Raw genomic sequence first — 24299 nt, 5'->3', positions numbered from 1 at the left:
AGCAGAATAATGTTAGGGTGATAAGTGCCTAGTATGCTCTTCGATTGACAAAAAAAGCAATGTCCTGCAGATGCTTCTTCGCTTTGTTCTCCGTCAGCTTGTGAAGCGCGGCAAGCGCCTTCTCGATGTAACGGTCGGCGAGCTTCTCGGCCCGGGCAATGCCCTGGCTGCCAAGAATCATCTGGATTGCGCGGGAGGTATCCGCTGACCCGTCCTTGGCATGTATTTCTGCAATTTCCCGAAGCAACGGCTCACGAAGCTTGTCATCTTGCAGCGCATATAACACGGGAAGGGTAATGTTCCCCTGGCGCATATCACTGCCTGGCGGCTTGCCGAGCTGCTTCTCGGTCCCCTTCAGGTCGAGCAGATCATCGCGAATCTGAAATGCCATCCCCACATTATACCCGTACCGGTATAGTGCCCGGCTTACTTCGATAGGTGCTTCGGCAGCCACAGCCCCAAGCTGGCAGCTGACGGCAATCAGCAATGCCGTTTTGCGCCGGATTCGCAGCAGATAATTGCGCACGCTCTGTCCCGTGTTGAAGAAATCGCGGATTTGCTCCATCTCGCCGATGGACATTTGGACCAATGCTTTGGATAGAATCCGGTGAATTTCCGGGTTGCCAAGTCTGGATACGAGGGAAAGTGCCTTGGCATAAATATAATCGCCTGTGTACATGGCGATCTTGTTGTCCCATTTGGATTTGACCGTTGGCTTGCCGCGGCGTGTGCCCGCATCGTCAATGACATCGTCATGCACGAGCGATGCGGAGTGGATCAACTCTAGCGGCACAGCAATATTCTGGAGCTGCTCCAGGTTGTAGTGTCCGAATTTGCCTCCAAGCAGCACAAATACAGGACGCAATCTTTTCCCCCCTGCTTGAAGCAGGTGAAGTGAAGTTTCTTTGAGCAGTTCCTGATCCCCGTCAATCGTACGGTATAACTGCTGCTCCACAGTATCCATGTCTTTCTTTAGTGTCCCGAAAATATCCAATAGTTTCATTCTTTCACCCGTGTCAGCTTATTCTCACTCCATATATTCAAAGGCACTTCTGCCTTCAGCAGGCCTATTTCATAAGCATACTTAAAATAAAGTGCAAGCCCAGCCTGCTGTTCGTCCCCAAAATCATAACACAGATTGCTGAAGTAATGCCGCCAGTAAGAGGCCGTTCCGCCTATTTCCTTGAGGGCTCTGTGAACCAGTGGCTCCAAATCCCGCAGGCTCAGCTGTTTGCTCTTCAGGAAAGCGGAGGTCACTTCCGATAAAAACTCCCCGTGCTGCTCAGCAAACGTCCGCTGTACGGTCCATACGGCAAAGGTCATTCCGTAACCGGTCCATTTTTTCCATATTTCCCCTAAATCCGTAACAATATAACCATGATCCTGCCAAGATGCTCTAATCGCATGGTCTCCAATGAGAAGAGCAGCATCACTATGCTCCATCATGGCCTCAAGGTTAGGGGCACTGTCCCAATATTCGGGAGCCCCTCCATAAGCCTTCTCAACAATAATCTTAAGCAGATTAACTGAAGTTGCTGACGTATTGGTAAGCGCAATCCTTCCGTTCACGACCTCTTCCAGCGGCTTACGCGAGAACAGCAGGATCGAATTCACGGCATTTCTTGCACTGACGGACATACCCGGCAGCAGCAAGAACCGCTCATACCCTACTCCATAGGCAAATGAAGATATCGGTGACATGTCCAGCGTGCCCTCCAGCATCCGCCGGTTCAAAAGAGCCGGAACCTCGGCAACCATATTTACTTTTTGGGATAATGTCTCCGGACTAAAATGATGAAATACCGGCCACACGTTCGTATAATCAATTTGTCCGATGAGGATGTTGTTCTCCCTGTTGTTCATTTGTATCCCCCCATCTTGTAAACAAGCGATGATCTATATTAAGGCTGTCCAGTACTTTACCCACCAGGAAGTTAATTAAATCATCCATACTCTTAGGCCCGAAGTAAAAGGCGGGCATCGCCGGGATCATCCGCACTCCGAGTCTGGCAAGCGTCAGCATATTCTCAAGATGAATGGCATGCAGCGGAGTCTCCCTTGGAACGAGGACCAAGGTCCGCCCCTCCTTCATCATGACATCGGCCGCGCGGGTCATCAGATTCTCGGAGGACCCGTGGGCGATAGAAGAGAGTGTACCCATGGAGCAGGGCATAATTATCATGCCGTCCACCCGGAAAGAACCACTCGCAATCGAGGCCCCGATATCCGCGACCGGATGATACTGGTAGCTGCCGGGCAAGCCGCCAAACTTCTCTTCCAGCACCGCATCACGGTCTGTGGTATTCCAGCCCAGCTCCTCCTTGATCACCCTCCAGCCGGCATTCGAAATCACGATATGCACCTTCACTCCAAATTTCAGGAGAATCTCGATCAGCCTAACCCCGTATATGGAGCCGCTCGCTCCCGTAATTCCGACGACATACGCGCGGGAAGCATACAGTTCCACCGCCTTGGCATCCACGATAGTACTCATCGGTGACTCACCAGCAGATCAACCAAAGTAAACGAGAACACCACGATGCTCAGCACCCCGTTCATAAGGAAGAAGGCCGTTTGCAGACGGCTGAGGTCTTTCGGGGAGACAATAGCGTGCTCATAGAACAGAATCAGATAAGCAATAATCATGCCAGTCACATACCACCACCCTAGGTGGGTCATCTGAAACAGAGCTACAAATCCGATTGCGGTTATGATATGAAAAGTCCGGGCAATCTTCAGGGAATTGGCGATTCCGAATCTTGCCGGTATCGAGAACAGCCCTTCCTTGCGGTCAAACTCCATGTCCTGGCAGGCGTAGATGATATCAAATCCAGCCACCCAGAACGTAATTGTCAAATAGAATACAAGTGCGGAAGCATCCACAACTCCGGTAACCGCAACCCAGCCCCCTAAAGGTGCCAGAGCAATAGTAAGGCCAAGAACCACATGGCACAGCCAGGTAAAGCGCTTGGTGTACGAATAAATCACAAGCATAAATACTGCGATAGGCAGCAGCTTAACCGACAGCGGGTTGAGCTCTGAGGCAGCCCAGAACAACAGAATGAATGAGACAATTACAAAAATCACAACTTCACTAATCCGCAGCAGTCCTGCCGGGATAGCCCGTCCTGCCGTGCGGGGGTTCTTCTTGTCACTGACCCGGTCAATTAACCGGTTGAGCCCCATCGCAGCGCTGCGTGCACCGAACATGGCGAGCAGCACCCAGCCGATTTGCGCCCATGAAGGCAGATGCCCATTCACTGCTACCGAACCGAGGAGCGCTCCCATAAATGCGAATGGAAGTGCAAACACGGTGTGTTCAAATTTAATCATATTTAGAAATATTACGGTTTTCTTAAACATCTGGCTTCTCCTTGATTCCGATATGTAATGCTGCAACGCCCCCTGTCAGAGGATAAGCTTCCACCTGAGACAGCCCGGTGTCACGGAATATTTCAGCCAGCTCATGTCTGCCTGGAAATTGGGCCAGGGATTCCGGGAGCCATTTGTACTGTTCATAGCTCTTAGCGAATAATTTCCCCTGCAAAGGCAGGATTTTCTCAAAGTAAAAATTATAAATTCCTTTGAACGGCTGCCAAGTCGGCCTAGACACCTCAAGACATACGACCATACCGCCCGGCTTGACTACACGCTGCATCTCCTTAAGCACCTGGCGGAGATCCGGCACGTTGCGCAGACCAAAGCCGATCGTCGCATAATCGAACTGTCCACTCTCGAAGGGCAGCTCCATAGCGTTCCCCTGGATCAGCTCAATGCGGCCCTCTAGCCCCTTGGCTTGCACTTTGCTCTGCCCCACCTTTAGCATGTTCTCGCTGAAGTCCAGTCCCTTAATCAGCCCGCCGCTTGCTTCAGCCATGCTGATTGTCCAGTCACATGTCCCGCAGCACAGGTCCAAGGCTGTGTCTCCAGGGGACATCGCCATTTTCTTCATTGCAAATTTACGCCAGGCCTTGTGCCTGCGAAAGCTTATAACATCGTTCATTGCGTCATATTTGGGAGCAATGCTTTCAAACACGGAATGAACAAACTTCTCCTTCTCATTCTGAGATTGCGATTCCATGGATTATCTTCACTTTCCCTTCCTATAATGCAGGTTTCAATTGCTGTAAAGTCGTTAAGAACGGACTGATCAGATTGGCTTCCTCCTGATGAACCGTCCCCGTTTGAACATCCTGCAGAATAAGCTGGAACCGGGTCACCGAATGATGTAATGTCTGCCAGATCCGCTCAACAAGACCATACTTCGCTATCAAGCGCTTCTTAAGCTCTACCCCCGCCTCCGGCCTCGCCAGTGCGGCTTGTTCCTCGGCCGTGCCGTGCTCCGAAATATAGAGGAAGGTGTAGTCATCAATGCCCGACTGGGAACTAGCCATTTTGTCCAAGATGAAGGCTGCGGCCTCACAGCAGCTGATCTCATGCAGAAGCAGTTCCCACGAATGGCGCAGCGGCTTGTCCAGCAGCGCATTAAACGTCAGGAACAGCTCCTTGTTGAGTTCGATCTTGGCCTCAAGAAACTCATCCGCCGTCAGCCTCGTCCTCATCTTTGTATACAAATTCACTTTCTTCCGGTTAACTTCACATACCGCTGAGCTTAACGCCGAGATCAGATCAATCCGTCCTTCTTTGGCGAGCAGCTCATAGAACGAGCTGCTAAAGAAATCTCCGGCCAAAACATTAAGCTGGCGGGACCGCATTTCCCGCTCCTCCTTGCGCACCGGCTCGGCATCGATCAAATCGTGGGTATCTAGTCCAAGCTGCACGAGATACACGGCAAGCGCAATATTCTCAGCGGCGGCTTCCGTGAAGGAATCCTGGTTACGCAAAAAGGTGTAAAGCAAACGAACACGGGCGTTCGCAAAAGGCGGCAGCTCCGTGTGGGTGGTTATCATGTCGTATTCGACGTATTTTTTTGCTAGTTCAGGTATACGATATGGTTTCATCCTTTTCCTCCGGCCGCTCTTACTGACGATGTCTAGTTTACATGTCACAATCCAATCTATTATATCATATGTTGTTACAGCACGCACAGAGTCTATGCTTAGAGCCCTTGTCTTTCCAGGTCTGGCTCAAAGCGGGTTTTCCACAAATTGGTCACGGTAAAACGGAAATATTCTTTAAGCTGATCGGTAAGAGGCTGATTGCCCAAATTCTCCAGATCGTTCAGCGCAAAGGAAGGCCATTCCCCCCGCCGCACGTCTGAAGCGAGCAGCAGATGCTTGGAGCCGATCCATTTGTCTTCGGCCACGAGTCTGACTAGAAGCTGGTTCACATTGCTGGTCCCTTCAAAAGAAAACCGGATCAGCTCCGCCATATTTAAATAAAGGACCGAAGGATAAAATCCTTCTTCCTGAATTTTTAATTCCACCGAGAGAATGGCACCGTCCAAATCGGCTTTGGAGATTCGCACCGACAGAGGGAGCCCTGCAAGCTCATCCACTAGGTTGTCCTGACGCAGCTCCACAACCTGCTGATGGCCAAACACACTCCGGCTGCTTGGATTACCAGGCTGGTAACCCGGCGCCGAGAAAGCTGAAACGATCAAAGCGGTACAAACCGTAAGCGATAATACGGTGACAAGCATGCTCCATCTGCTCAAGGTATCCTCCCCTTCACTTGGCTCATGTAGATGCGGACAGCAAGTACATAAGGGCTCATACCTCATTGTATACATTCCGGACTTAACCAAGAACGAATTCCCTCAATTCCTTCGCCTATATAAAATGAACTTATGAAGGTTACCCTTAAAGGGCGCTGCGATGCCGAGTGTTCTTTAAGGCCGCTGTTGTCTCCGAAATGCTTGAACTAAATATCCAAGTAGGGGCATTTCGGAGACAAAGGCGGACGCTCCGCTTCTTCAGAATCACTCGGGATTGAAGCTGAGTGAGGTTAATTTTTAAAGTTTGTTTTATATAGAAGGCTCAATGTATCAAAAAAAGCAGGCAGGGCCTGCGTTACTCTTCCGTATCGATGACACCATGCTTGGTCATCACAATCGCTTTGCCGCGAACTTTAACCGCGGAAGTGTGGTCCGTGAACTGGGCGATCAGAACTTCCCCTTTATCCAGCTTCTCCGTATGGTGAAAGCGGGTATCCTTGCCCCGAGTAAGTCCAATGACTTGAACCCCCTGCTCCTTGGCCTTGACTACAAAGTAATCCCCATTGTTCACATTTTGCTCATCGGTCATGATATAACCTCCCACATAAATAGCAATACCTTTCACGAAAAGAAAAGGCCGTGAACAGATGCTCACGGTCTTTGGGTAACGGAAGAAATATGTAGAAATCTTTATTTAATTCCGTCTTTGAGCGCTTTACCCGGTTTGAATGCTGGGATTTTGCTCGCAGGGATTTCGATTTCCTCACCGGTTTGTGGATTGCGTCCTTTACGTGCGGAACGCTCACGAACTTCAAAGTTACCGAAGCCCACCAATTGTACTTTATCACCATTTTGAAGTGCTTCTGAAATCGCTTCGAATACAGCGTCAACGGCTTTAGTTACGTCCTTCTTGGACAATTCCGTGGATTCAGAAACTTGTGCGATCAAGTCAGATTTGTTCATCCTGTTTCACCTCCCCCGAAAAGGAATAACTGCATCTCTGCTATACTGTTTTTCCGTTTTGACCGAAAATATACGTAAATCTTCGCCAAGAACAAACTTATAGTAATACACCCCGGGCAGAATTTCAAGGTATTTAAGGGTTTTGACTGCTTGAACGGTCATTTTCATGACAAAACCCGGCCAAGTTTCCCTTGGCCGGGCTAGTTACGATTATAGAATAATGGCTATCAATCCACCTGAACCTTCGTTGATAATGCGCCCAAGCGTCTCCTGAAGCTTGTATCTGGCGTTGTCCGGCATCAAAGCGATTTTGCCCTGAATTCCCTCTCTTACGATGGAATGGAGCGAACGGCCAAAGATATCGGATTCCCAGATCTTGATCGGATCACTTTCGAAGTCCTGCACCAGGTAGCGTACCAATTCTTCACTCTGCTTCTCTGTGCCGATAATCGGGGAGAACTCCGACTCCACATCAACCCGGATCATATGAATGGATGGTGCGGTTGCCTTCAGGCGCACCCCAAATCTGGACCCTTGGCGGATGAGCTCAGGCTCATCAAGCGCCATCTCAGCCAGCGACGGTGCCGCAATTCCGTAGCCGGTGGTTTTAACCATTTCCAGCGCCTCGGCAAAGCGGTCATATTCCCTCTTAGCATGGGTGAAATCCTGCATCAGCTGCAGCAGATGGTCCTTGCCCCGGATCTCCACCCCGACCACATCCGTCAGGATCTGATCATAGAGCTCATCCGGTGCGAACAGGTCGATTTCGGCAACGCCCTGGCCCATGTTCAGACCGCTAAGGCCTGCCCGGTCAATGAAGTCATACTCTAAGAAGTTGTTGACAACCCGGTCCACGTCGCGCAGACGGCGGATGTCTTTGACAGTATCACGAACCGAGTTCTCATAGTTGCTGCGCAGCCAGTGGTTCTCGTTAAGCACCATAACCCAGCTAGGAAGATTCACATTAACTTCGTGCACTGGGAACTCGTAGAGCACCTCGCGCAGCACGCCCGTAACGTCCTCTTCGGTCATGGTTGCCGCACTTAATGTAAGCACCGGAATATCGTATTTGGCCGCCAGTTCACTTCTCAGCTGCAGCGCTTCTTCACTACGCGGGCGGGTGGAATTAATGATCAGGACAAACGGCTTTCCAACTTCCTTAAGCTCGGCAATTACACGCTCCTCGGACTCCACATAGGAATAACGGGGAATGTCCGCAATCGTGCCATCCGTAGTGACCACCACACCCAAGGTCGAATGCTCCTGAATCACCTTGCGTGTACCGATCTCCGCCGCTTCCTGGAACGGAATCGGTTCCTCGAACCATGGTGTTGAGATCATCCGGGGACCGTTCTCGTCCTCGTAGCCTTTCGCTCCTTCCACGGCGTAACCTACACAGTCAACCAGACGGACGTTGACCTCAAGCCCTTCATCCACTTTAATTTGAACCGCGTTATTCGGAACGAACTTGGGCTCTGTGGTCATGATCGTCTTGCCAGCGGCGCTTTGCGGAAGCTCATCAATCGCCCGCACACGGTCTGCTTCATTGGTGATGTTCGGCAGGACTACCGTTTCTACGAACCTTTTAATAAAGGTGGATTTGCCGGTCCGGACCGCACCCACAACTCCAAGATAGATGTCACCTCCCGTGCGCTCGGCTATGTCCTTGAAAATATCTACTTTTTCCAATGCCAATGAAATCCCCTCCTAAAGTTTCGCCGAAGGAAAAATGCTGCTCAGAGCATCCGCTTCGTTATTCACTCATCGATACGAACCATAAAATGATCCGCATGTTTGGTTATTGCAACGGCAGAGCACTGTGGTTGCCCTTGTCCGTGTCCGCCGCCGAAGCCTGTCAAGAGATATAGGAACGAAGCGGCGTTACTCGTACATGCTTTTGGACTAGTACCATCATATGTATCCCAAGAGGAAATATGACAGAAAAGAAAGCGAACTCCGCAAGAAACTCATGATCCGGCTCAGACACCGGATGATCCGCCATATTGTATATGTATGTGAATCTATAATTTGTATGACGCGATGCTGGAAGATTATAAATAAAAAAAGACCCATAACGGGTCTTACGCTTCCACAGCAACAGGCTGGTTATTCTGCCAGTGGTAAGGAAGAGATTTAACAGGCACAAAATACGACTGGTCCAGCAGCAGGGGCCTTAAGTCTACATTCTGCTCCGGCTTGGTTCCAGATTTCTCCACGGCCTGCATGATATCAAGCGCGTAATCCACATACACCTGACCCTGCCGGTCCATCAGATAATCCGCTTCCTGTCCGGAATAAAAGCTCTTCCATGCCAAAGATTCACTTTGGATCGCTTTCAGATCCACTGCATTGATTCCCGGATAGACCTCTTTGAGCACAGGCAGCTGGCCCTGATGGGCGGCCTTGTATTTATCCACCGCGCGCTGCACATCATTGACCTTCTGTACCGTGGTTAATTCCATCACCTTAACCTCCGGCTTCGTCTCTTCATTCTGGATCAGGAAATAGGCCGATCCGCCTTTCTCAAAGGCGGTAGGCGGGATCTCGTCCATATACCCCGCCTTGTTCAGCTTGTCCAAATCGATTCTGAACTTCTCGTACCTTGGCGTATCCTGATCCGCATTAAGGATAGGAAGGATGCCCTTATCCTTCTGAAATTGATCCACGGCCATCTGAATCCGGTTCACACTCTCCCGGTAAGACACCTGACCCCCACGCTTCTCCTGCGGGTACATGCACCCGCTAAGACTTGTAATCAATAACATACAGATCCCAGCAACGGCGGCGAGCCGGCTTGCCCGATCAAACCTTCGTCTGCTCAACCTTTATCATCCTTATCTGCAAAATAGTATATTCTACCACAAATCATCATTCTGCTGCATTTCCAGCTGTTTGCGGATCGCCGCCTTCAGCGGGTCTTCCGGCAGCTCTACAACCACTGGGCCCATCACCTTGGCCTGACAGGCTAACCGCATGTTCTCTCCGATCAATGAGCCCAGCTTACGCTGCTCAGGTCCCTCAGGCGCAGACAAGGCGCCCTCCTCCGGCTGAAGCACTTTCACCTTGCACATGAGGCACCCAGCGTTCCCACCGCAGCGGGTCGCGATATGAACCCGGGCCTGGCGGGCTGCGGTGAGCAAGGACATGCCCTTGCGGACTTTCAGCTTCTTACCTGCAGGTTCGAACCGGACTTCATATTCCATCCGTATCTGGCCTCCAATCCAAGCAATTCGAGATCAACTGTAAATGATGCTTGGACCAGCGGTTGCGTCCAATCATCTCCCGGAGCAGCCCCCTATGGGATTCCGGGCTCGCGTTGATCGTCTCTGCAATAGGCTTATAGCGGTCCGGCCTGTCCCTGAGCACATTGAACAGAAATTCATGGCATAGCGGCATCAGACGGATGTCCCGCTCCTTTAAACGGACCCTCAAAGCGTGCTTATAGAGCAGTTCGCCAACCTCCACCTGGTAACAGCTGCCTCCGCTTCTTACCTCAAAGCCCCCCACAAGCTCAAGCACATAACTTCCCAACCGATAATGGCTCAAAAGTGAGACGTACATTCCGCTTTTGTCCAGGATTTGCTTGTCCATGGATCTAGGCAGCAGCACCTCATGGAGATGGACCGTATCTTCAAGGTCCGCATATACATCAATATCTCTTGGCGCTGTTTGAAGCTGGACTCCCTGCAGCCACAATCCGCAGCTGCCCCCGACCAGCCAAGGCTGCCCAGTGTTGGAGAGCTCCAGTGAGAGCTCTTCAAGGGCCTCTGCCAGATCGGGATTCGGAGCATAATCTAGTTTCTCCATCACACGACCTCTTTCCGCTGTACTTACAATCTGTCCACTCAAGTGATGGATACGATCCCGACCAGAAATCCTGCAAGCATAATAATAAAAGCAACAATTGATAATAGTCCTCTAACAATTCCGGTCGTCTTCGCCCGTGCAAAAGAAATTAAAAATACGGACAAGCCCATGACGAGAATGGCCGCAATCGAAAGCCACATTTTGGTCATCGCATCCATGCGCGTAAATATCCCCCATCATCTATATTATGATCAACATTATAGCATTGTCCCTCCAAATCGGCTATGCCGCACCAAGAAGGTGCAGTCTCAATGGATAGCCCCTGGTTTTGTTTAGGGTTCCAAACTAGCAAAGCGCCAGTCCAAGGAGGTTATCCTTAAACTGGCGCTTTGCTGGTTTTTTTGCAAAAAGCCATCCTCTCTGCTGTGAGGCTGCTTGCTTTTAGAACGGCTGCTCTTGGCATTCTTATCAAAAGAAGCTTGCGGGAGCTCTATTTCTTGAGCATCATTTTCATCAGTGCTTCCATATTGCTTGCGTTCATACCACTCTTCTTCACTGCGCTTACAATTTCAGACATCGTAGACTCCGACACAGGCACACCTGCCATGGCCGACACCTGTTTGATCAGTTGCCGCAGTTGTGCTTCACTCTGAAGTGTGGATGGCTTCACGGTGCTGGCGATTTTCTTCACCGCATTCTCCGTAATCGGCTTTCCCGTCTTCTTGTTAATGGCATTCAGAGCGTCCTTTGAGATGCTTTTGTTCAATGTTCTCCCCTCCTCCGGCAGTCGTCACACTTAATGTATGACTACCTCTCAGAAAGAGTGTGGGCGAACGCCAGGTCTAGGTGTGCCACTGCTCCCAGGTCTCCTGCGACATGACTTCCATCTCTGTCTTCCGGTCCCTGCCCATCAACGCCTCAACCGCAACCTTAGGCGGCATATCCTCAAATAGAACATGATACAGCTGTGTTGCAATCGGCATCTGTACTCCGTATTTCTCAGACATCGTATGAGCGGCTTTGGTGGTCCGGATTCCTTCAACCACCATGCCCATAGACTGCAGCACTTCCTGGAGCGGTTTACCCTGTCCTAGAAGGGAACCTGCCCGCCAGTTCCGGCTGTGCTGGCTCGTTGCCGTTACAACTAAGTCACCAATGCCTGCAAGTCCGGAAAAGGTAAGCGGATTCGCCCCCATCTCGACACCTATGCGGGTAATTTCAGCTAATCCCCGGGTCAGCAGTGCCGCCTTGGCATTATCCCCGTATCCAAGGCCGTCAGACATCCCCGCCCCGAGAGCAATAATGTTCTTGAGCGCCCCGGCAAGCTCAACACCCACCAGATCCCGGTTCGTATATACCCTGAAGAAGCTGTTCATGAACAAGTCTTGAGCACGCCGCGCCTGCTCCTCCTCCAGAGAAGCCACCACCACTGTGGTCGGACAGCGCTTCACCACTTCCTCCGCGTGGCTTGGTCCCGAGAGAACGACAATATGACCTTCAGCACAGCCTAATTCCTCGGAAATGACGGTAGAGATCCGCTTCATACTCTCTGTTTCGAATCCCTTGGTTGCATGAACGACCAGCATATCCTCAGTCCAATACTGTTTCAGCTGTCTCGCCACATCGCGGACTGCCGAAGAAGGAGCCACGATAATGACCGCTTCGGAGTCTTTAACGGCTTCGCCCATATCTGTAGTAGCCCGGATGCCGCTTGAAAGAGTCACGCCGGGTAAATAATGCTCGTTTTTATGCTCGGTATTGATTTGCATCATTTGTTGTTCATTTCTCGTCCACAGGGATACTTGAATACCCTTATCAGCCAGCACACTAGCCAGGGCTGTTCCCCAGCTTCCTGCGACGAGTACAGCAGCTTTGTTAAACAACACGGTTCCCCCCCTTGGATCCCAGCTTGTTCTCCTTACCCTGCGCAATCTTCACAATATTCGTGCGGTGCCTCCAGAAAGCGAAGACAGCAATGATCAGGCTGGTCCAGAAATACGGTCCAAAATGCCCCATAATCAGCAAGAAAATGGGGGTCAGACCAACAAACAGCAGGGAACCCAGGGAAACATACCTTGTAATGAAGATGGAGCCAATAGCAATAATGCCCGCATAGAGTGCCGGGAAGAAGACCAATGTAGCCATAACCCCAATTGTTGTGGCTATCCCTTTGCCTCCGCGGAACCGGAAATAGATCGGCCAGTTATGGCCTACTATTGCCGCAATTCCGCACAGTGCCGGTACCCATTCGGAGTCGCCGCCAAGCCATCTACCAAGCCACACGGCAGCAATGCCTTTCAGCACATCCAAAGTCAGTACAAGAACAGCCGGGCCCTTGCCTAGCACACGGAGCGTATTGGTAGCTCCGGCGTTTCCGCTGCCATGCTGTCTGATATCAATTCCTTTTAGAGTCTTGGCAAGCACTACACTAAAACTGATAGACCCCAGTAAATAACTGATTAATACCGCAACAACCGATGTCACAATCACATGTCTCTCCCCTAACCTTCATCCGACTTACGACGGGTAAACAACCTGATTGGCGTACCTTCGAAATCAAAGGCAGCCCGGATTTTATTCTCCAGATAACGCTCGTACGAGAAATGCATCAGCTCCGGATCGTTCACAAATACCACCATCGTTGGCGGTTTCACCGAAACCTGCGTTACATAGTTGATCCGCATACGGCGTCCCTTGTCCGTTGGTGGCGGATTAATCGCTACCGCATCGGAAATCACATCATTCAGAAGATGCGTCTGTACCCTTCTTGCATGCTGTTCAGCAGCATGCTGAACGACAGGCAGCAGCTTCTGCAGTCGCTGCTTGGTCAGAGCGGAGAGGAACACAATCGGGGCGTACGTCATGAAGAGGAAGTGGTCTCTGATCTTCTTCTCAAATTGATGCATCGTCTTGTCATCCTTCTCAACGACATCCCACTTGTTCACAACGAATACGGTAGCCCGGCCGGCTTCATAAGCATAACCCGCAATGTGTTTGTCCTGCTCAATGATGCCTTCTTCGCCATTGATGACAATGAGTACCACATCGGCCCGCTCAATCGCCTTCATGGCCCGCATGACACTATACTTCTCCGTAGTCTCATACACCTTGCCTCGTTTTCTCATCCCGGCCGTATCAATCAGAACGTACCGTTGACCATCCTTCTCAAACGGCGTATCGATCGCATCCCGGGTAGTTCCCGCCACATCACTTACGATGACGCGCTCTTCCCCCAAGATCGCATTAACCAGCGAAGACTTGCCGACGTTCGGGCGGCCGATCAAGGCGACACGGATCACGTCCTCATCGTATTCCTCATCTTCAAGTTCAGGCAGATTATCTACGATCGCATCAAGAAGATCCCCCACACCAGTACCATGGCTTCCAGAAATTCCGATTGGATCACCAAAGCCAAGATTGTAGAATTCATAAATATGATCCGCACGGCTCAAATTATCCACTTTATTGACGGCGAGAAGCACCGGCTTCCCTGAGCGGTACAGAAGCGTGGCAACTTCCTCGTCAGATTGCGTAAGCCCGGCTTTGGCATCACACATGAAAATAATAACATCCGCCTCTTCAATCGCAAGCTCGGCCTGCATACGAATTGACTTCAGTATCATATCTTCCCCATCCAGCTCAATACCGCCAGTATCTATAATACTGAATGACTTTCCATTCCATTCCCCAATCCCATAAATACGGTCGCGGGTAATTCCCGGTTTATCTTCCACAATGGCCAATCGTTCGCCGATAATGCGGTTAAATATCGTGGATTTTCCCACATTTGGGCGCCCTACAATAGCCACAACGGGTCTTGCCATATGAATTCCTCCTAAATGTTTACGTCAACCTGCTATCTTAAGTTTTCGAAACCCATGTTCGTTAAGCACCATACCCTGAGTTTTGCCATCCTTTAGGAGTTCGTAAACCCCTTCATTTGTTTCGTAAATCATCATAGCAAAAAATAACTTGCTTGGCTAACCAATCCATGGATAACGGAAGCCTAACTGCAAAAAATCGGCGAACCCGTTATTTCAGAGTTCGCCGATTCCTCTTTTTTAAAAGATATGAAAATCTTACTTAAGCTTGCTCAGTTTATCACCAAAGCGCTCGCCCAACGTAATGCTAAGCCCTTGATTGCTGAGAGACACGTTAGGATTGTTGTTGATATCCTCACGGTTCACACGGTCTCCACCGCGTTCTCTTCTTTCAGTTCTTTCAGGTTTAGCTTCTTGAGCCGGAGCCTCTTCAGTTTCTTTGATGCTAAGGCTTACGCGTTTCTCAGAAGGATTCACGTCAAGGATTTTAACTTGAACGGTTTCCCCTTCTTTGAGTACTTCCTGCGGCGTGCCGATATGTTTATGGGAGATTTGGGAGATATGAACCAGACCTTCCACCCCTGGAGCTATTTCAACAAATGCGCCGAAAGTAACGAGGCGTTTCACTTCGCCACTTACGATGTCGCCAGTTTTGAACAGCTCGGCAGCAGTTTCCCAAGGACCTGGTGCAGCAGCCTTAATACTCAGGCTGATCTTCCCTTTCTCTGGATCAACTTTAAGTACTTTTACCTTAACTTCATCGCCTTCGGACAGCACATCAGATGGCTTCTCTACATGGTTCCAAGCGATTTCGGATACGTGAACAAGACCATCCACGCCGCCAACATCAACGAATGCGCCAAATTGAGTCAGACGCTGAACTTTACCGTCGATCAATTGACCTTCTTTGAGGTTGCTCATCACCTGCTGTTTGTTCTGCTCGAATTCTTCATCAAGCACATCTTTGGCAGACAGAATCACTTTGTTGTTCTCACGGTCAAGCTCTTTCACTTTGACGCGGAGCGTACGTCCTTTATAATCGCTGAAATCTTCAACGAAATGACGCTCTACCATCGAGGCTGGGATGAAGCCGCGAACGCCAACGTCAGCGACAATTCCGCCTTTAACTACGTCAGCAACGGTAACTTCAAACGTTTCGTTGTTTTCGAATTTCTTGGTAAGCTCCTCCCAAGCATTCTCGCTGTCGATTGCACGTTTGGAAAGAACCAGTCTTTCCTTCTCGTCATCGATGCTTACAACTTTAGCTTCAACTTCTTGTCCTACTTGAACCGCATCCGATGCGTTATCCAGGTGAAGAGAGGACAGCTCGCGAATTGGAATTACACCGTCATATTTATATCCAATGCTTACGTAAGCTTGGTTATCCTCGACTTTAACGATGGACCCTTTGACGGTATCTCCCTTTTTCAAGGACACGATTTGCTCCATCTCATCTTGATTTGTCACTTCAGCATTCTCCTGCTGATCTTTGAATTCTTCCGACATCTCAATACCCTCCTCAGTTCAAAACCCCATTTATTTAAACCCGCGGCTAGCGTGGTTCAAAACATGCACTATCCAGTAGCTTTCCATAACTGCATTAGCTTCATGCATGGTTTGGCCCGATGTTCCGGGTCTTTTATCCGCGGGCCTTAAGCTCCGCAATATGGTTCATAATCTTCTCCGTGGCCAGTTCGAGCGAATCCGTGGATGACATCTCACGATATTCGGATAAGTCCACAGGCGGACCATATACTACTTTGGTTCTGCGAAATAATTTATAATTCCCAATAATGGCTACCGGAATGACAGCAGCGTCACTGCGCAGCGCGAAGCTTGCAGCACCCTTCTTGCCCATCCCGCTTTCCCCTGAACTCGAACGTCTACCCTCAGGGAAAATGCCCATAACTTTGCCGCTTCGCAGCAGCGTCAAAGAAGTTTTGATCGATTCTTTGCTCACGCCTCCACGTTTGACCGGGAATGCACCGAGCTGTTTAATGAGCCATCCGAGTACGGGAACCTCGAAGAGCTCGGCCTTGGCCATGAAATGCACTTTGCGGTCTAACAGAATGCCTATCGTTGGCGGATCGAAGTTGCTGATATGATTGGAGCAGAGCAGCACGCCGCCTTCCTTCGGAATATTCTCAAGTCCTATTCCCTTAAGCCTGAACAGAAGCTTGTAAATAACCCTCAGAGCCCCCCGGCAAAAATAATAAATCATATCCGTCCTCTATCCTTCCCATACGTCCTGCACATCGAAATAATAGCTTCGGAAACCTCCGAAAGCGACATTTCGGTTGTATCCAGGAATTTAGCATCCTCCGCCTGGCGAAGCGGCGATATTTCACGCTGCTCATCCAAGCGATCCCGCTCGGCAATATCATGCTCAAGCTGTTCCAAGGTGATGGCAGCCGTATCTTTCATCTCATTATAACGGCGCCGTGCCCGTTCCTGCACGCTTGCGGTCATAAAAACTTTGACTTCCGCATCGGGGAGTACTGTAGTGCCGATATCGCGACCGTCCATGACGACGCCTTTGCGCAAAGCCATTTGCCGCTGCAAGGAAACCAGCTGGTTGCGCAGCCCCTCGATTTGCGCATATCGGGACACCTTGGCATTCACCGCGAGTGAACGGATTTGGTCGGTTACGTCCTCTCCATTAACCAGCACTTTCTGGCCATCTACTCCCGGTTTTAATTCAATAACCATGTTTTGAGCCGTTTGAAGCACTTTTTGTTCTTCTTCCGGTTCAATTCCTTTCAGAAGCATGTACCATGTTACCGCCCGATACATGGCTCCCGTGTCTACATAGACATAAGCAAGAGCAGCCGCCACCATTCGGGCAATGGTGCTTTTGCCGGCCCCGGCAGGTCCGTCTATTGCGATGTTGATCTTCCCGCTTTCGTGTGACTTATGACTTGCCAACGGGTTACTCCTCCTCAAACAATGGCCTCATTAAAAAAGCAGGCATTGCCTGCGACGTGAAAATTATACCACACAACATAGGGTGATGCAAAAGCGTTCAATCACCGGTAAATTTTTCAAGCAGCTCTGTGACCGGGGGAATTGGGTTCCCCTCAAGCCGTTCTGCTGAGGATAAGACGGCCCTCACAGGCGGGATGCGAAGCAGTCCCTGGAACAGCAAAAGACTGATAACAAGCACAATCAGCATCCTAGTCAAAAAGCTCTGCACCTTGCCGAAGAACTCCATAAATAAAGAGGTGAACTCATCAGAATGCTCTCCCTCTTGCAATTTCCTTTCCGGCATGACGGTACCTCCCTCACATAAGATCCCGTCTTACAATGCCCTTGTACCGCCATATTATTCCACGAATAATCAAGAGCGTATGTAATGCCGATTACCGGTTCCGGAAATCAAACTGCCGTTCGAAGCAGTACCGGATCAGCTTCTGGCGTTCCATATCCGAAATGCTCTCAAACTTTAGCATGACGAGCGTTCTTCCTGTATCAAGCTTCTTCTTTCTGACAATCTGCGCTTCCATGGGCACATGTTCAATTGCGCCGTTCTTATAGGGCAGAAGCAGCCAGCAGTGCAGGATATCCCCTTCCAAAAGGGTATACTGGGGTTCGCAATAAAATGAGAAGCCGCCTCCCCCAATATCCTCGGTCCGTGCAACGAACCGCACGTTCTGCTGCGTCCGCACGGCTACCTCAAGATCCGCAGTGACCCTCAGAAAGTTGCGCCGTTGAATCTTCGTAATCGATTCGGGGTCGGGCTTACGGATTCGCACAAGCCGGATATTCTCATTAACAAAACCTAGGACATAGGTATTGAAATAATTTTTGACCCCTTCTTCGGTCATAAAATAAATGGATAGCTCGTCCCCCATATAAAGCTTCTTGAGGCCCCCGCCCTCCACATTAATCGGCACCTCGATAAGGAATGAGTCTTCTTCGATTTCGGAAATTCTTGATTTATATTCAACTTTTTCTTCTTTGTCCAGCTCTGATGCAACTTGAATATATACAAGATCATTGATTTTCGGAAGCAATCTGTTCACCCGCCAGTTGAATTTTGATCTAAAGATCATTATAGCATCCCTGGGCAATCTGCGTGAGGGAAATTTGAGCATACAAAAAGGGCTTCTCCCTGAATGGAGAGCCCTTAAACCCTATTTAAGCGCAGCTACTTTACGTCCTGAACGGATTTCTTCCACCGATTCTTCAGCACCGCTATTTCCGTTGATGTAAATACGATATTGGGAGCCGTTGATCCGGCCGCCGAACTCATAAGTGACCACTTTCTCGGACTGCTCATTTTCAATAAGCGCCTTGCGGTGATACGTTTCTTTAAAGTCCGGATTGAGATACTTGCGAGCCTGCTCCAGGCTGAGCTTCGGCTGCGTTACTGTCTTCACCTGGTCCTTCTCATACACATAATCGGTGGCCTGAAGGCCGACTACCTGGCCGTTATCTAAGGCCACGCGGACGGAAATCTTCTCAGGGTAGATCAGCACATCACTTTTTTTCGTAACATAAGTCATGTTGGCGATGTTATCAGACGGATCATAAACAATCGGTTCAAGGTTCTTGTATCCCTTGTCTACCAGAAACCGGCTTGCGTGGTCGCGCGCTGTCTTGTCATCAATAGCACGTGGGCCAATTTGACGGGTGTAGTTGTAGGCAATAACCTGCCCGCCATTGTTGGTAAAGTCAATAGAAACCCGCTCCCCGTTATTTCTTCCTGGAAGATTTGCAGTAAAGGAAGGCCATTCGGTACCCTTGCCATTCTCCACCACCTGAACATTGGATGGATTTGCGTATCCCGTGAATTGTGCAGCCTTCTTCTTAATTTCTTCCATTGTGGCAGGAGCTCCGCCCAGCTTCTTCACCGAACGTTTGTTGTAGATATTCATGACCGATGGCCCAAAGTCCAACTCCGGGTATTCGCTGACCTTCTTGTCCACGGTTTTAAAGCCATCAATGATCGTATTATCCTGTTTCCGGCTTTCGCTGGCCATTGCGGATTCAACATCCATCCAGCGGAGGTGGTTGTTAATCACCTTACCCTGAACTTTCTGGAGTTCCGACGAAATTTCATTCGAGTTTTTGTATAATTCTTTAAGATTCTTGAGCTCACTTTCCGTCAGAGGCTTCTTAGTCAGATCCCGGTTGGCCGTCTGATAAGAGAATTTTGATATCTTCGACAGAAAATCCTCCGTCTTGTTAAAGTGCAGCAGTGTCAGTGGAAGCTGATTGATTTCATTTTGAGCTTGACTCGTTAAACGCCATACATTCATAAGCCCCTTACGGTGCATTGGGGATGATGCGGAATGTACGGCAAGAGTATTCCCGATCTCCCCATGCAGACGGTCCACATGATAGGACAAATCGTGAAATGCCCGCTGATACTGATTCTCCGCTTTGATCAAGATCGAGTTCTTCTCCTGGTTCTCTTGATAACCCCAGATCAGGGCTCCGATAAGCAGCAGAGCACTGATGGGAAATAATACGGCGCTAATTCTCCTGTACATACAATCACGAGCTCCTTTCTTCAATTAACTGCCATTAGTTTGACAAGAAGAAAGAAGCTTTATGCATCATTTACAAAGACCGGATTTAGTCCCTCTCTTCTTCGATCTCAAAAAGACGCGTATTATCGCATAGACACATCTTGAATCCCGTCTCGATCTTACCGCGCTCCTTCTTCCCCCGCAGAATAAATCGTTCCCCGCAGTTCTTACATACGATTTTCACTTTAACACGCACCAAAAAACACCCTTTCTACGCAAGGTGGATATCCATCTTACCTAAAAGGGTGCCCATTTATTGGTTGATCTAGTCGCTTCGCCCGGCCTCTGTCAGCCTGAAGGGCGACCGGTCATTAGCCCGGTACATCTTGCCGATACCTCCATACCAGAGAAAAGCCATAAGAGGTATAATATACCATATCCAGTATTGTGTCGTATAATTCAAAATCCAGTCATAAGTCCCATGCCAGAATATCGGCAGGATAAGAGAAAACAACATAAATCTGCGGCTCTTCCATCCTTTAGAGAACTTAGAGCGCCCGAAGTAATAACCCATGATCACCCCGAACATGGCATGTCCGGACACCGGCAGCAGGGCGCGGACAAGCAGTGTGCCTACTGAAGCTTGATGAAACACCCCGAATATTACGTTCTCCACCGTTGCAAAGCCAAGGGAGACTGCTGTTGCATATACAATCCCGTCGTAGGGTTCATCAAATTCCATATGATTATAAATCATATGATACAGAACAAACCACTTGATCAGCTCTTCGATTCCAGCTGACACAAGGAAAGACTCCACAAATGAATTGTGCCCTAGAAGGTTGGTCATCCCCCGCTGAAGAATCATAATGGGCAGCACAATCAGAAAACCAAGCAGAAATATCTTGATCACCATGTGAAGGGGTTCCGCATCATATTTGTCTTTCAAATAAAAATAGGTAAGCAGCGCGATTCCTGGAGCTACCGCTGCAGTCCCTATAGCAAGCCAAAGCAACGGCTTCTCCTCCTTTTGGTTACTAGCCGCTCCTACCTAATTAAAGCGGCGGTAGATAAATAACCGCCGCTTAAGAGCATTGCACATCTAAATTCGCTTATATCTTAAGATTGACGTTTAAAGTGCTCGCAGATCACTTGCACGGCATTCTCAGGCATAATAAGCTTACCGTACTCTTCCAGAACCGCAGGAGTAACCGAAGTGGCTTCGCCATACTCCGCCAGAACGGCGATCAGTGCAGGGTGCTTCCCTTCATCAAGATCGTCCGGTTCCAAATGTAGAATCCATTTCCCTTTATAGTTAAATAATCTGCCGGCTTCAGTGATGGCTGGCTTCAAAACATGAGCAGCTTCAATCAATGCTTCAAAATCACTGAATGCATACACGATGGCTTCGCTTAGTTCGAGCGTAACTTCCATTTCGTAAATTTCTTCCGGCATTTCATCTTCATGCAATGAACCAAATTGATGATTCTCATATTTCCCCCGTGTCACAATGACGACCATACCCTGGGCGGGTAGAGCGAAGACTTCAACGGCAAGAGGTCCTGAAGCATCAAAGCCTACTTCGCTGTAAGCCTGATCCATCATTTCAGTGAACAGATCATGGACTTTAGGAATTTCCTGCCACATATCCTCTTTCTGAATGCCTCTTTCGCTAAGATCGTCAAAAGTGAGGAAAATCCGTATCTTATCCTGGCCCAATCTTTCTATTTTCATACAGGATCCTCCTCTCCAAGCCGTGTTATCAACAGATTATGAAACCTGTTTTAAATGGTGCTGGAAATGGTTCTATGTAAGTATGTTATCATTTATTTTCGGCAAATGCACGTAAATATATAGACAAAAAAAGAATCATTTCCGGATCGCCTGTTACAGCATCGGAAATTGATTCTTTTCTTGATGGATCTGCCTACAGCCCTGGGATTACCGTGTTGGTTTCCTTGAGGATTTGTTCTACTTCACGGTGCAGACCCGGATTACCTTTAATGATATCCTTAATCGTATTCAGGTTGGATTCCTTCGAATGAACCGTGCCGCTGGACGTCGTTTGACTGGGAGACACTTGGCCCGCCTGCGAGCCGTATGAGGAGGCAGCTGCTCCTACGGAAGAGCTCTCACCATTCTGTTTAGTGAGCCCTGACAAGCCAAGTGTTCCCGCAGTGCTGAAGAGCGGCGTTTTTCTTTTGGAAAGCCAAACTGCCGCGACTGCTCCAAGAATTAAACCTCCCACAAATGAGGATGATCTCACGTTAAACACCTCCTTGTATGTTAGAATCGTATGTAGTGTTAGCCAAACGCCGTCAACTCATGCGGCTGGAATTTTAGAAAGCGAAGGTGATCCTTTGATTAACAAAAAACTGCTGATCATTGCGGCGGCATGCGTGTTGCTTAGCGCCTGAGGCCAGAATGCTGCCCAGACTCCTCATCCATCGGCAAGCCAGACCCATGAGACCAAGACACCTCCTTCCAGTCCACCAGCCAAAACAGAAAATTCTAATCCAAGCGGCAAGAACGGAACTGGATCTTCCGAGAGCAGCGCCTCAGGCCAAATTCAACCGACGGATTCAAAACAAGAAGTAAGCAAGCCTCCGGTTGTTAAATATCATATGAATAAGGTTTACAATATCGTTCCGAATGAGGAAGGTACGGAGAGAAAAGTTGTCCTGCTTACGTTCGACGACGGCCCAAAGAAGAAAGAATGGATCAACTCCATAATTGACGTGCTTGACAAGCATCACGCCAAAGCGATCTTTTTTGTCAATGGCTACCGGGTCAAAGAGAATCCGGATCTTCTCAAGCTGATTCACGAGCGTGGACAGCCGATCGGCAACCACAGCTGGGATCACATCTCCCTTAAATCCGAACCTTTGGCCAAAGTGACCAAACAAATCGTTGATGTGCAGAATATCGTCAAAGAGGTCACAGGCACAGCTCCTGTCTTCTTCCGCCCGCCTTTCGGGGAAGGCGGTGAGGTTGGCCGCAAGGTGGCTAAGGAGCATCATCTGCTCTACATGACCTGGTCGAACGGATCGCTTGACTGGACACTGAAATCGAAGGATAAAGCCACAAATCCGGACAAGGTTATCAAAAATGTGCTGGATCAGCTCCATCCGGGCGCCAACATTCTTATGCACGAGCTCCCCTGGACGGTTGAAGCACTGGACACCCTGCTTACCAAGCTTGAGGAAAAAGGGTACCACTTCGTGGACCCGGCAAGCATCTCGGTTGAGCCTGCCGCCGGAGGATAGCAAAAAGAGGCCTCCCCAAAGGGTGGCCTCTGATTTTGTTTAGAAGTTCAGTTTGTGTTCGAAAGGCTCCGAGAACGAACCTTACTCCCTACTTACGATGTATCCCCCACGTTGACAGCTGCATACCCCAGAAGAACAACAGTATCGTTACAGCAATAAAAATAATTACCAGGGAGTTATAGAACCATTTGGTCCATTTAATCCGGTGGGATGGGAACATCTCCCTGCGTGAGGGCATATCCTCAACCGTAAGGTCTTCCTCAGGTCCTGGCTCCTGAATGCTTCGTCTCACAGATGCCCTGGAAGGCATCGGCACATCCCGGGTCATTGGCAATTCCTGCGCCATGCTTGATTTCCTAGGGTTTCGTCTCCTTCTACCTAGCCCTTCTCCCAGAGTCTCTGTCCGTTCGAGTCCCTTCTCAGCCGCCTTTGAATCGTGTTCACGAATCGCTCTTCTCTTCTGCTGTTTGCGGCTGTGCCGCTCCATCCTGCTCAAGCGCTCGTTCATCTTTCCCTCCGAAATCGAATGATCAGACCGGATACCAAATCAATCAGAAAATGACATAGAATCGGTGCCCATAGTGTTCCTGAATGAATGTATATATAGCCTAGGCCATAGCTGCTTAAGAACACCCAGCCTGTTGGAATCCAGTGTTTCAAATACCTGATATGAATCATAGCAAAAAGGATGCTTGTCCAATAGGGCCCGAAGGCATGCTGGATTGCTCCGCGAAATAGGACCTCCTCACATATGGCGACAAAAAAGGCAATGAGCACGATATGCCAAACTGGCCGGTTACGGAACAGGAGCTCATTGATTCCGCCGTCATCCATGCTTTCCTCAGGAATTACTTTGGATAGAAGTAAATCCACTACAAACATAATTCCAGCCAATCCTGCCCCCCAATATACAACATTCATTCCGCCGGCGGTAAGGTTAAACAGGGATAATAGATTCTGTTTCTGGAAGAAAATAATAACCAGACCTATGATCAAGGCCAGACACTGTGTAATGTACAGATTAATTAGCAGAAGCCTCTCATTAATCTGCCCTGGGTCAATAGACTCAATTTTTACCTTGCCAAACTTGAATTTTTTCATTGAAGTGTCTGTCCTTTAACATGTATTATAAAAATCATAACCTAAATACACGGTGGGATTCAAGGAGCGGTCCGGTTAACCCGCTTTTCCCCTATTGACACCCTTCTACAGCCTGTGATACATTATGAAAAAAATTAGTTCCGTCAAACACGTTGAAGGAAACAAAGTCACGATTGAAGCTTACAGAGAGCCGGTGGTTGCTGCAAACCGGTAGTGGAAATGTGAACTTTAGCAATCCTGAGTCATTATG

General features: G+C 49.2%; 31 protein-coding genes and 1 other annotated feature (1 of these 32 cut by a window edge). Of the genes, 1 reads left to right on the top strand and 30 read right to left on the bottom strand.

Annotated features, from left to right (window positions below):
* Window positions 1–28: 28 nt before the first annotated feature.
* The 28 genes from BN6628_RS10390 to BN6628_RS10260 form a co-directional block, all read right to left on the bottom strand.
* Complete coding sequence (locus tag BN6628_RS10390) at window positions 29–1003, bottom strand: polyprenyl synthetase family protein (RefSeq protein ID WP_068617095.1); 975 nt, start codon at window positions 1001–1003, stop codon at window positions 29–31.
* Complete coding sequence (locus tag BN6628_RS10385; protein WP_068617093.1) at window positions 1000–1863, bottom strand: menaquinone biosynthesis protein; 864 nt, start codon at window positions 1861–1863, stop codon at window positions 1000–1002. The genes BN6628_RS10390 and BN6628_RS10385 overlap by 4 nt, the downstream gene beginning before the upstream one ends.
* The gene (locus tag BN6628_RS10380) at window positions 1823–2494 is read right to left on the bottom strand and encodes a UbiX family flavin prenyltransferase (RefSeq protein WP_068617092.1); all 672 of its coding nucleotides are present in this window, start codon (window positions 2492–2494) and stop codon (window positions 1823–1825) included. Before BN6628_RS10380 ends, BN6628_RS10385 begins: the two co-directional genes overlap by 41 nt.
* Window positions 2491–3363 carry a UbiA-like polyprenyltransferase gene (locus tag BN6628_RS10375; RefSeq protein ID WP_068617090.1) on the bottom strand — a complete coding sequence of 291 codons (873 nt, stop codon included), beginning with the start codon at window positions 3361–3363 and terminating at the stop codon, window positions 2491–2493. Before BN6628_RS10375 ends, BN6628_RS10380 begins: the two co-directional genes overlap by 4 nt.
* A complete protein-coding gene (locus tag BN6628_RS10370; RefSeq protein WP_068617088.1) occupies window positions 3356–4081 on the bottom strand; it encodes a demethylmenaquinone methyltransferase in 726 nt (241 codons plus the stop codon). Before BN6628_RS10370 ends, BN6628_RS10375 begins: the two co-directional genes overlap by 8 nt.
* Before the next feature lie 22 nt (window positions 4082–4103).
* The gene (locus BN6628_RS10365; RefSeq protein WP_068617086.1) at window positions 4104–4961 is read right to left on the bottom strand and encodes a heptaprenyl diphosphate synthase component 1; all 858 of its coding nucleotides are present in this window, start codon (window positions 4959–4961) and stop codon (window positions 4104–4106) included.
* 98 nt (window positions 4962–5059) lie between these two features.
* Entirely contained in the window at window positions 5060–5617 is a 558-nt protein-coding gene (locus BN6628_RS10360; RefSeq protein WP_082926870.1) for a hypothetical protein, read from the bottom strand.
* Window positions 5618–5972: 355 nt separating this feature from the next.
* Window positions 5973–6206: a trp RNA-binding attenuation protein MtrB gene (gene mtrB, locus BN6628_RS10355; protein WP_068617084.1), complete on the bottom strand. Its 234-nt coding sequence runs from the start codon at window positions 6204–6206 to the stop codon at window positions 5973–5975.
* Window positions 6207–6307: 101 nt separating this feature from the next.
* Window positions 6308–6580, bottom strand: a complete 273-nt coding sequence (locus tag BN6628_RS10350) for an HU family DNA-binding protein (protein ID WP_068617082.1) — start codon at window positions 6578–6580, stop codon at window positions 6308–6310.
* Between the two features lie 210 nt (window positions 6581–6790).
* On the bottom strand, window positions 6791–8269 hold the full coding sequence (gene spoIVA, locus BN6628_RS10345) for a stage IV sporulation protein A (RefSeq protein ID WP_068622175.1): 1479 nt from the start codon (window positions 8267–8269) through the stop codon (window positions 6791–6793).
* A gap of 392 nt (window positions 8270–8661) precedes the next feature.
* Complete coding sequence (locus BN6628_RS10340) at window positions 8662–9402, bottom strand: DUF3939 domain-containing protein (RefSeq protein ID WP_235847614.1); 741 nt, start codon at window positions 9400–9402, stop codon at window positions 8662–8664.
* 33 nt (window positions 9403–9435) lie between these two features.
* A complete protein-coding gene (locus tag BN6628_RS10335; protein ID WP_187386127.1) occupies window positions 9436–9783 on the bottom strand; it encodes a 2Fe-2S iron-sulfur cluster-binding protein in 348 nt (115 codons plus the stop codon).
* Window positions 9773–10387 (bottom strand): hypothetical protein, encoded by a 615-nt coding sequence (locus BN6628_RS10330; protein WP_068617078.1) that lies wholly within the window; start codon window positions 10385–10387, stop codon window positions 9773–9775. Before BN6628_RS10330 ends, BN6628_RS10335 begins: the two co-directional genes overlap by 11 nt.
* A 38-nt stretch (window positions 10388–10425) precedes the next feature.
* On the bottom strand, window positions 10426–10605 hold the full coding sequence (locus tag BN6628_RS10325; RefSeq protein WP_068617075.1) for a DUF2768 family protein: 180 nt from the start codon (window positions 10603–10605) through the stop codon (window positions 10426–10428).
* A gap of 272 nt (window positions 10606–10877) precedes the next feature.
* Window positions 10878–11153, bottom strand: coding sequence for a stage VI sporulation protein F (locus BN6628_RS10320; protein WP_068617073.1), 276 nt, complete (start codon window positions 11151–11153; stop codon window positions 10878–10880).
* Window positions 11154–11229: 76 nt separating this feature from the next.
* Window positions 11230–12270, bottom strand: a complete 1041-nt coding sequence (locus BN6628_RS10315; RefSeq protein WP_068617071.1) for an NAD(P)H-dependent glycerol-3-phosphate dehydrogenase — start codon at window positions 12268–12270, stop codon at window positions 11230–11232.
* Window positions 12263–12874 (bottom strand): glycerol-3-phosphate 1-O-acyltransferase PlsY, encoded by a 612-nt coding sequence (plsY, locus tag BN6628_RS10310; RefSeq protein ID WP_068622172.1) that lies wholly within the window; start codon window positions 12872–12874, stop codon window positions 12263–12265. The genes BN6628_RS10315 and plsY overlap by 8 nt, the downstream gene beginning before the upstream one ends.
* Before the next feature lie 14 nt (window positions 12875–12888).
* Window positions 12889–14211, bottom strand: a complete 1323-nt coding sequence (der, locus tag BN6628_RS10305; protein ID WP_068617069.1) for a ribosome biogenesis GTPase Der — start codon at window positions 14209–14211, stop codon at window positions 12889–12891.
* A gap of 255 nt (window positions 14212–14466) precedes the next feature.
* Window positions 14467–15714: a 30S ribosomal protein S1 gene (rpsA, locus tag BN6628_RS10300; RefSeq protein ID WP_068617067.1), complete on the bottom strand. Its 1248-nt coding sequence runs from the start codon at window positions 15712–15714 to the stop codon at window positions 14467–14469.
* 133 nt (window positions 15715–15847) lie between these two features.
* Window positions 15848–16429: a lysophospholipid acyltransferase family protein gene (locus tag BN6628_RS10295; protein WP_068617065.1), complete on the bottom strand. Its 582-nt coding sequence runs from the start codon at window positions 16427–16429 to the stop codon at window positions 15848–15850.
* Window positions 16426–17133, bottom strand: coding sequence for a (d)CMP kinase (gene cmk / locus BN6628_RS10290; protein WP_068617063.1), 708 nt, complete (start codon window positions 17131–17133; stop codon window positions 16426–16428). The genes BN6628_RS10295 and cmk overlap by 4 nt, the downstream gene beginning before the upstream one ends.
* A 97-nt stretch (window positions 17134–17230) precedes the next feature.
* Complete coding sequence (locus BN6628_RS10285) at window positions 17231–17476, bottom strand: hypothetical protein (RefSeq protein ID WP_068617061.1); 246 nt, start codon at window positions 17474–17476, stop codon at window positions 17231–17233.
* 91 nt (window positions 17477–17567) lie between these two features.
* The gene (locus tag BN6628_RS10280) at window positions 17568–18221 is read right to left on the bottom strand and encodes a flagellar brake protein (protein WP_068622170.1); all 654 of its coding nucleotides are present in this window, start codon (window positions 18219–18221) and stop codon (window positions 17568–17570) included.
* A 120-nt stretch (window positions 18222–18341) separates the two neighbouring features.
* Entirely contained in the window at window positions 18342–19703 is a 1362-nt protein-coding gene (gene ypeB / locus BN6628_RS10275; protein WP_068617059.1) for a germination protein YpeB, read from the bottom strand.
* A gap of 85 nt (window positions 19704–19788) precedes the next feature.
* Entirely contained in the window at window positions 19789–19938 is a 150-nt protein-coding gene (locus BN6628_RS26420; RefSeq protein ID WP_187386126.1) for a hypothetical protein, read from the bottom strand.
* A 69-nt stretch (window positions 19939–20007) separates the two neighbouring features.
* Complete coding sequence (gene prsW, locus BN6628_RS10270; protein WP_068617057.1) at window positions 20008–20697, bottom strand: glutamic-type intramembrane protease PrsW; 690 nt, start codon at window positions 20695–20697, stop codon at window positions 20008–20010.
* A gap of 104 nt (window positions 20698–20801) precedes the next feature.
* The gene (locus BN6628_RS10265; RefSeq protein WP_068617055.1) at window positions 20802–21416 is read right to left on the bottom strand and encodes a genetic competence negative regulator; all 615 of its coding nucleotides are present in this window, start codon (window positions 21414–21416) and stop codon (window positions 20802–20804) included.
* 193 nt (window positions 21417–21609) lie between these two features.
* Window positions 21610–21948, bottom strand: a complete 339-nt coding sequence (locus BN6628_RS10260; protein WP_068617053.1) for a hypothetical protein — start codon at window positions 21946–21948, stop codon at window positions 21610–21612.
* 358 nt (window positions 21949–22306) lie between these two features.
* Here BN6628_RS10260 and BN6628_RS10255 point away from each other — a divergent pair, with 358 nt between their 5' ends.
* Window positions 22307–22948 carry a polysaccharide deacetylase family protein gene (locus BN6628_RS10255; RefSeq protein ID WP_089153546.1) on the top strand — a complete coding sequence of 214 codons (642 nt, stop codon included), beginning with the start codon at window positions 22307–22309 and terminating at the stop codon, window positions 22946–22948.
* Between the two features lie 88 nt (window positions 22949–23036).
* On the opposite strand, the gene BN6628_RS10250 is transcribed toward BN6628_RS10255, so the two are convergent.
* Complete coding sequence (locus tag BN6628_RS10250; RefSeq protein WP_068617051.1) at window positions 23037–23456, bottom strand: hypothetical protein; 420 nt, start codon at window positions 23454–23456, stop codon at window positions 23037–23039.
* Complete coding sequence (locus BN6628_RS10245; RefSeq protein ID WP_068617049.1) at window positions 23453–24049, bottom strand: CPBP family intramembrane glutamic endopeptidase; 597 nt, start codon at window positions 24047–24049, stop codon at window positions 23453–23455. Before BN6628_RS10245 ends, BN6628_RS10250 begins: the two co-directional genes overlap by 4 nt.
* A gap of 143 nt (window positions 24050–24192) precedes the next feature.
* Window positions 24193–24299 (top strand) — a binding site (T-box leader) (it continues 126 nt past the right edge of the window).

The sequence above is a fragment of the Paenibacillus tuaregi genome, from assembly GCF_900086655.1.
Taxonomy (GTDB): Bacteria; Bacillota; Bacilli; order Paenibacillales; family Paenibacillaceae; genus Fontibacillus; species Fontibacillus tuaregi.
This window is presented reverse-complemented; position numbering and strand designations above follow the sequence as displayed.

What these genes read in the sequence shown, in the direction of transcription:
- BN6628_RS10390 (WP_068617095.1), bottom strand. Translation starts at nt 1,003, where the DNA reads ATGAAACTATTGGATATTTTCGGGACACTAAAGAAAGACATGGATACT.
- BN6628_RS10385 (WP_068617093.1), bottom strand. Translation starts at nt 1,863, where the DNA reads ATGAACAACAGGGAGAACAACATCCTCATCGGACAAATTGATTATACG.
- BN6628_RS10380 (WP_068617092.1), bottom strand. Translation starts at nt 2,494, where the DNA reads ATGAGTACTATCGTGGATGCCAAGGCGGTGGAACTGTATGCTTCCCGC.
- BN6628_RS10375 (WP_068617090.1), bottom strand. Translation starts at nt 3,363, where the DNA reads ATGTTTAAGAAAACCGTAATATTTCTAAATATGATTAAATTTGAACAC.
- BN6628_RS10370 (WP_068617088.1), bottom strand. Translation starts at nt 4,081, where the DNA reads ATGGAATCGCAATCTCAGAATGAGAAGGAGAAGTTTGTTCATTCCGTG.
- BN6628_RS10365 (WP_068617086.1), bottom strand. Translation starts at nt 4,961, where the DNA reads ATGAAACCATATCGTATACCTGAACTAGCAAAAAAATACGTCGAATAC.
- mtrB (WP_068617084.1), bottom strand. Translation starts at nt 6,206, where the DNA reads ATGACCGATGAGCAAAATGTGAACAATGGGGATTACTTTGTAGTCAAG.
- BN6628_RS10350 (WP_068617082.1), bottom strand. Translation starts at nt 6,580, where the DNA reads ATGAACAAATCTGACTTGATCGCACAAGTTTCTGAATCCACGGAATTG.
- BN6628_RS10335 (WP_187386127.1), bottom strand. Translation starts at nt 9,783, where the DNA reads ATGGAATATGAAGTCCGGTTCGAACCTGCAGGTAAGAAGCTGAAAGTC.
- BN6628_RS10330 (WP_068617078.1), bottom strand. Translation starts at nt 10,387, where the DNA reads ATGGAGAAACTAGATTATGCTCCGAATCCCGATCTGGCAGAGGCCCTT.
- BN6628_RS10325 (WP_068617075.1), bottom strand. Translation starts at nt 10,605, where the DNA reads ATGGATGCGATGACCAAAATGTGGCTTTCGATTGCGGCCATTCTCGTC.
- der (WP_068617069.1), bottom strand. Translation starts at nt 14,211, where the DNA reads ATGGCAAGACCCGTTGTGGCTATTGTAGGGCGCCCAAATGTGGGAAAA.
- rpsA (WP_068617067.1), bottom strand. Translation starts at nt 15,714, where the DNA reads ATGTCGGAAGAATTCAAAGATCAGCAGGAGAATGCTGAAGTGACAAAT.
- BN6628_RS10295 (WP_068617065.1), bottom strand. Translation starts at nt 16,429, where the DNA reads ATGATTTATTATTTTTGCCGGGGGGCTCTGAGGGTTATTTACAAGCTT.
- BN6628_RS10285 (WP_068617061.1), bottom strand. Translation starts at nt 17,476, where the DNA reads ATGCCGGAAAGGAAATTGCAAGAGGGAGAGCATTCTGATGAGTTCACC.
- ypeB (WP_068617059.1), bottom strand. Translation starts at nt 19,703, where the DNA reads ATGTACAGGAGAATTAGCGCCGTATTATTTCCCATCAGTGCTCTGCTG.
- BN6628_RS10265 (WP_068617055.1), bottom strand. Translation starts at nt 21,416, where the DNA reads ATGAAAATAGAAAGATTGGGCCAGGATAAGATACGGATTTTCCTCACT.
- BN6628_RS10255 (WP_089153546.1), top strand. Translation starts at nt 22,307, where the DNA reads ATGAATAAGGTTTACAATATCGTTCCGAATGAGGAAGGTACGGAGAGA.
- BN6628_RS10250 (WP_068617051.1), bottom strand. Translation starts at nt 23,456, where the DNA reads ATGAACGAGCGCTTGAGCAGGATGGAGCGGCACAGCCGCAAACAGCAG.
- BN6628_RS10245 (WP_068617049.1), bottom strand. Translation starts at nt 24,049, where the DNA reads ATGAAAAAATTCAAGTTTGGCAAGGTAAAAATTGAGTCTATTGACCCA.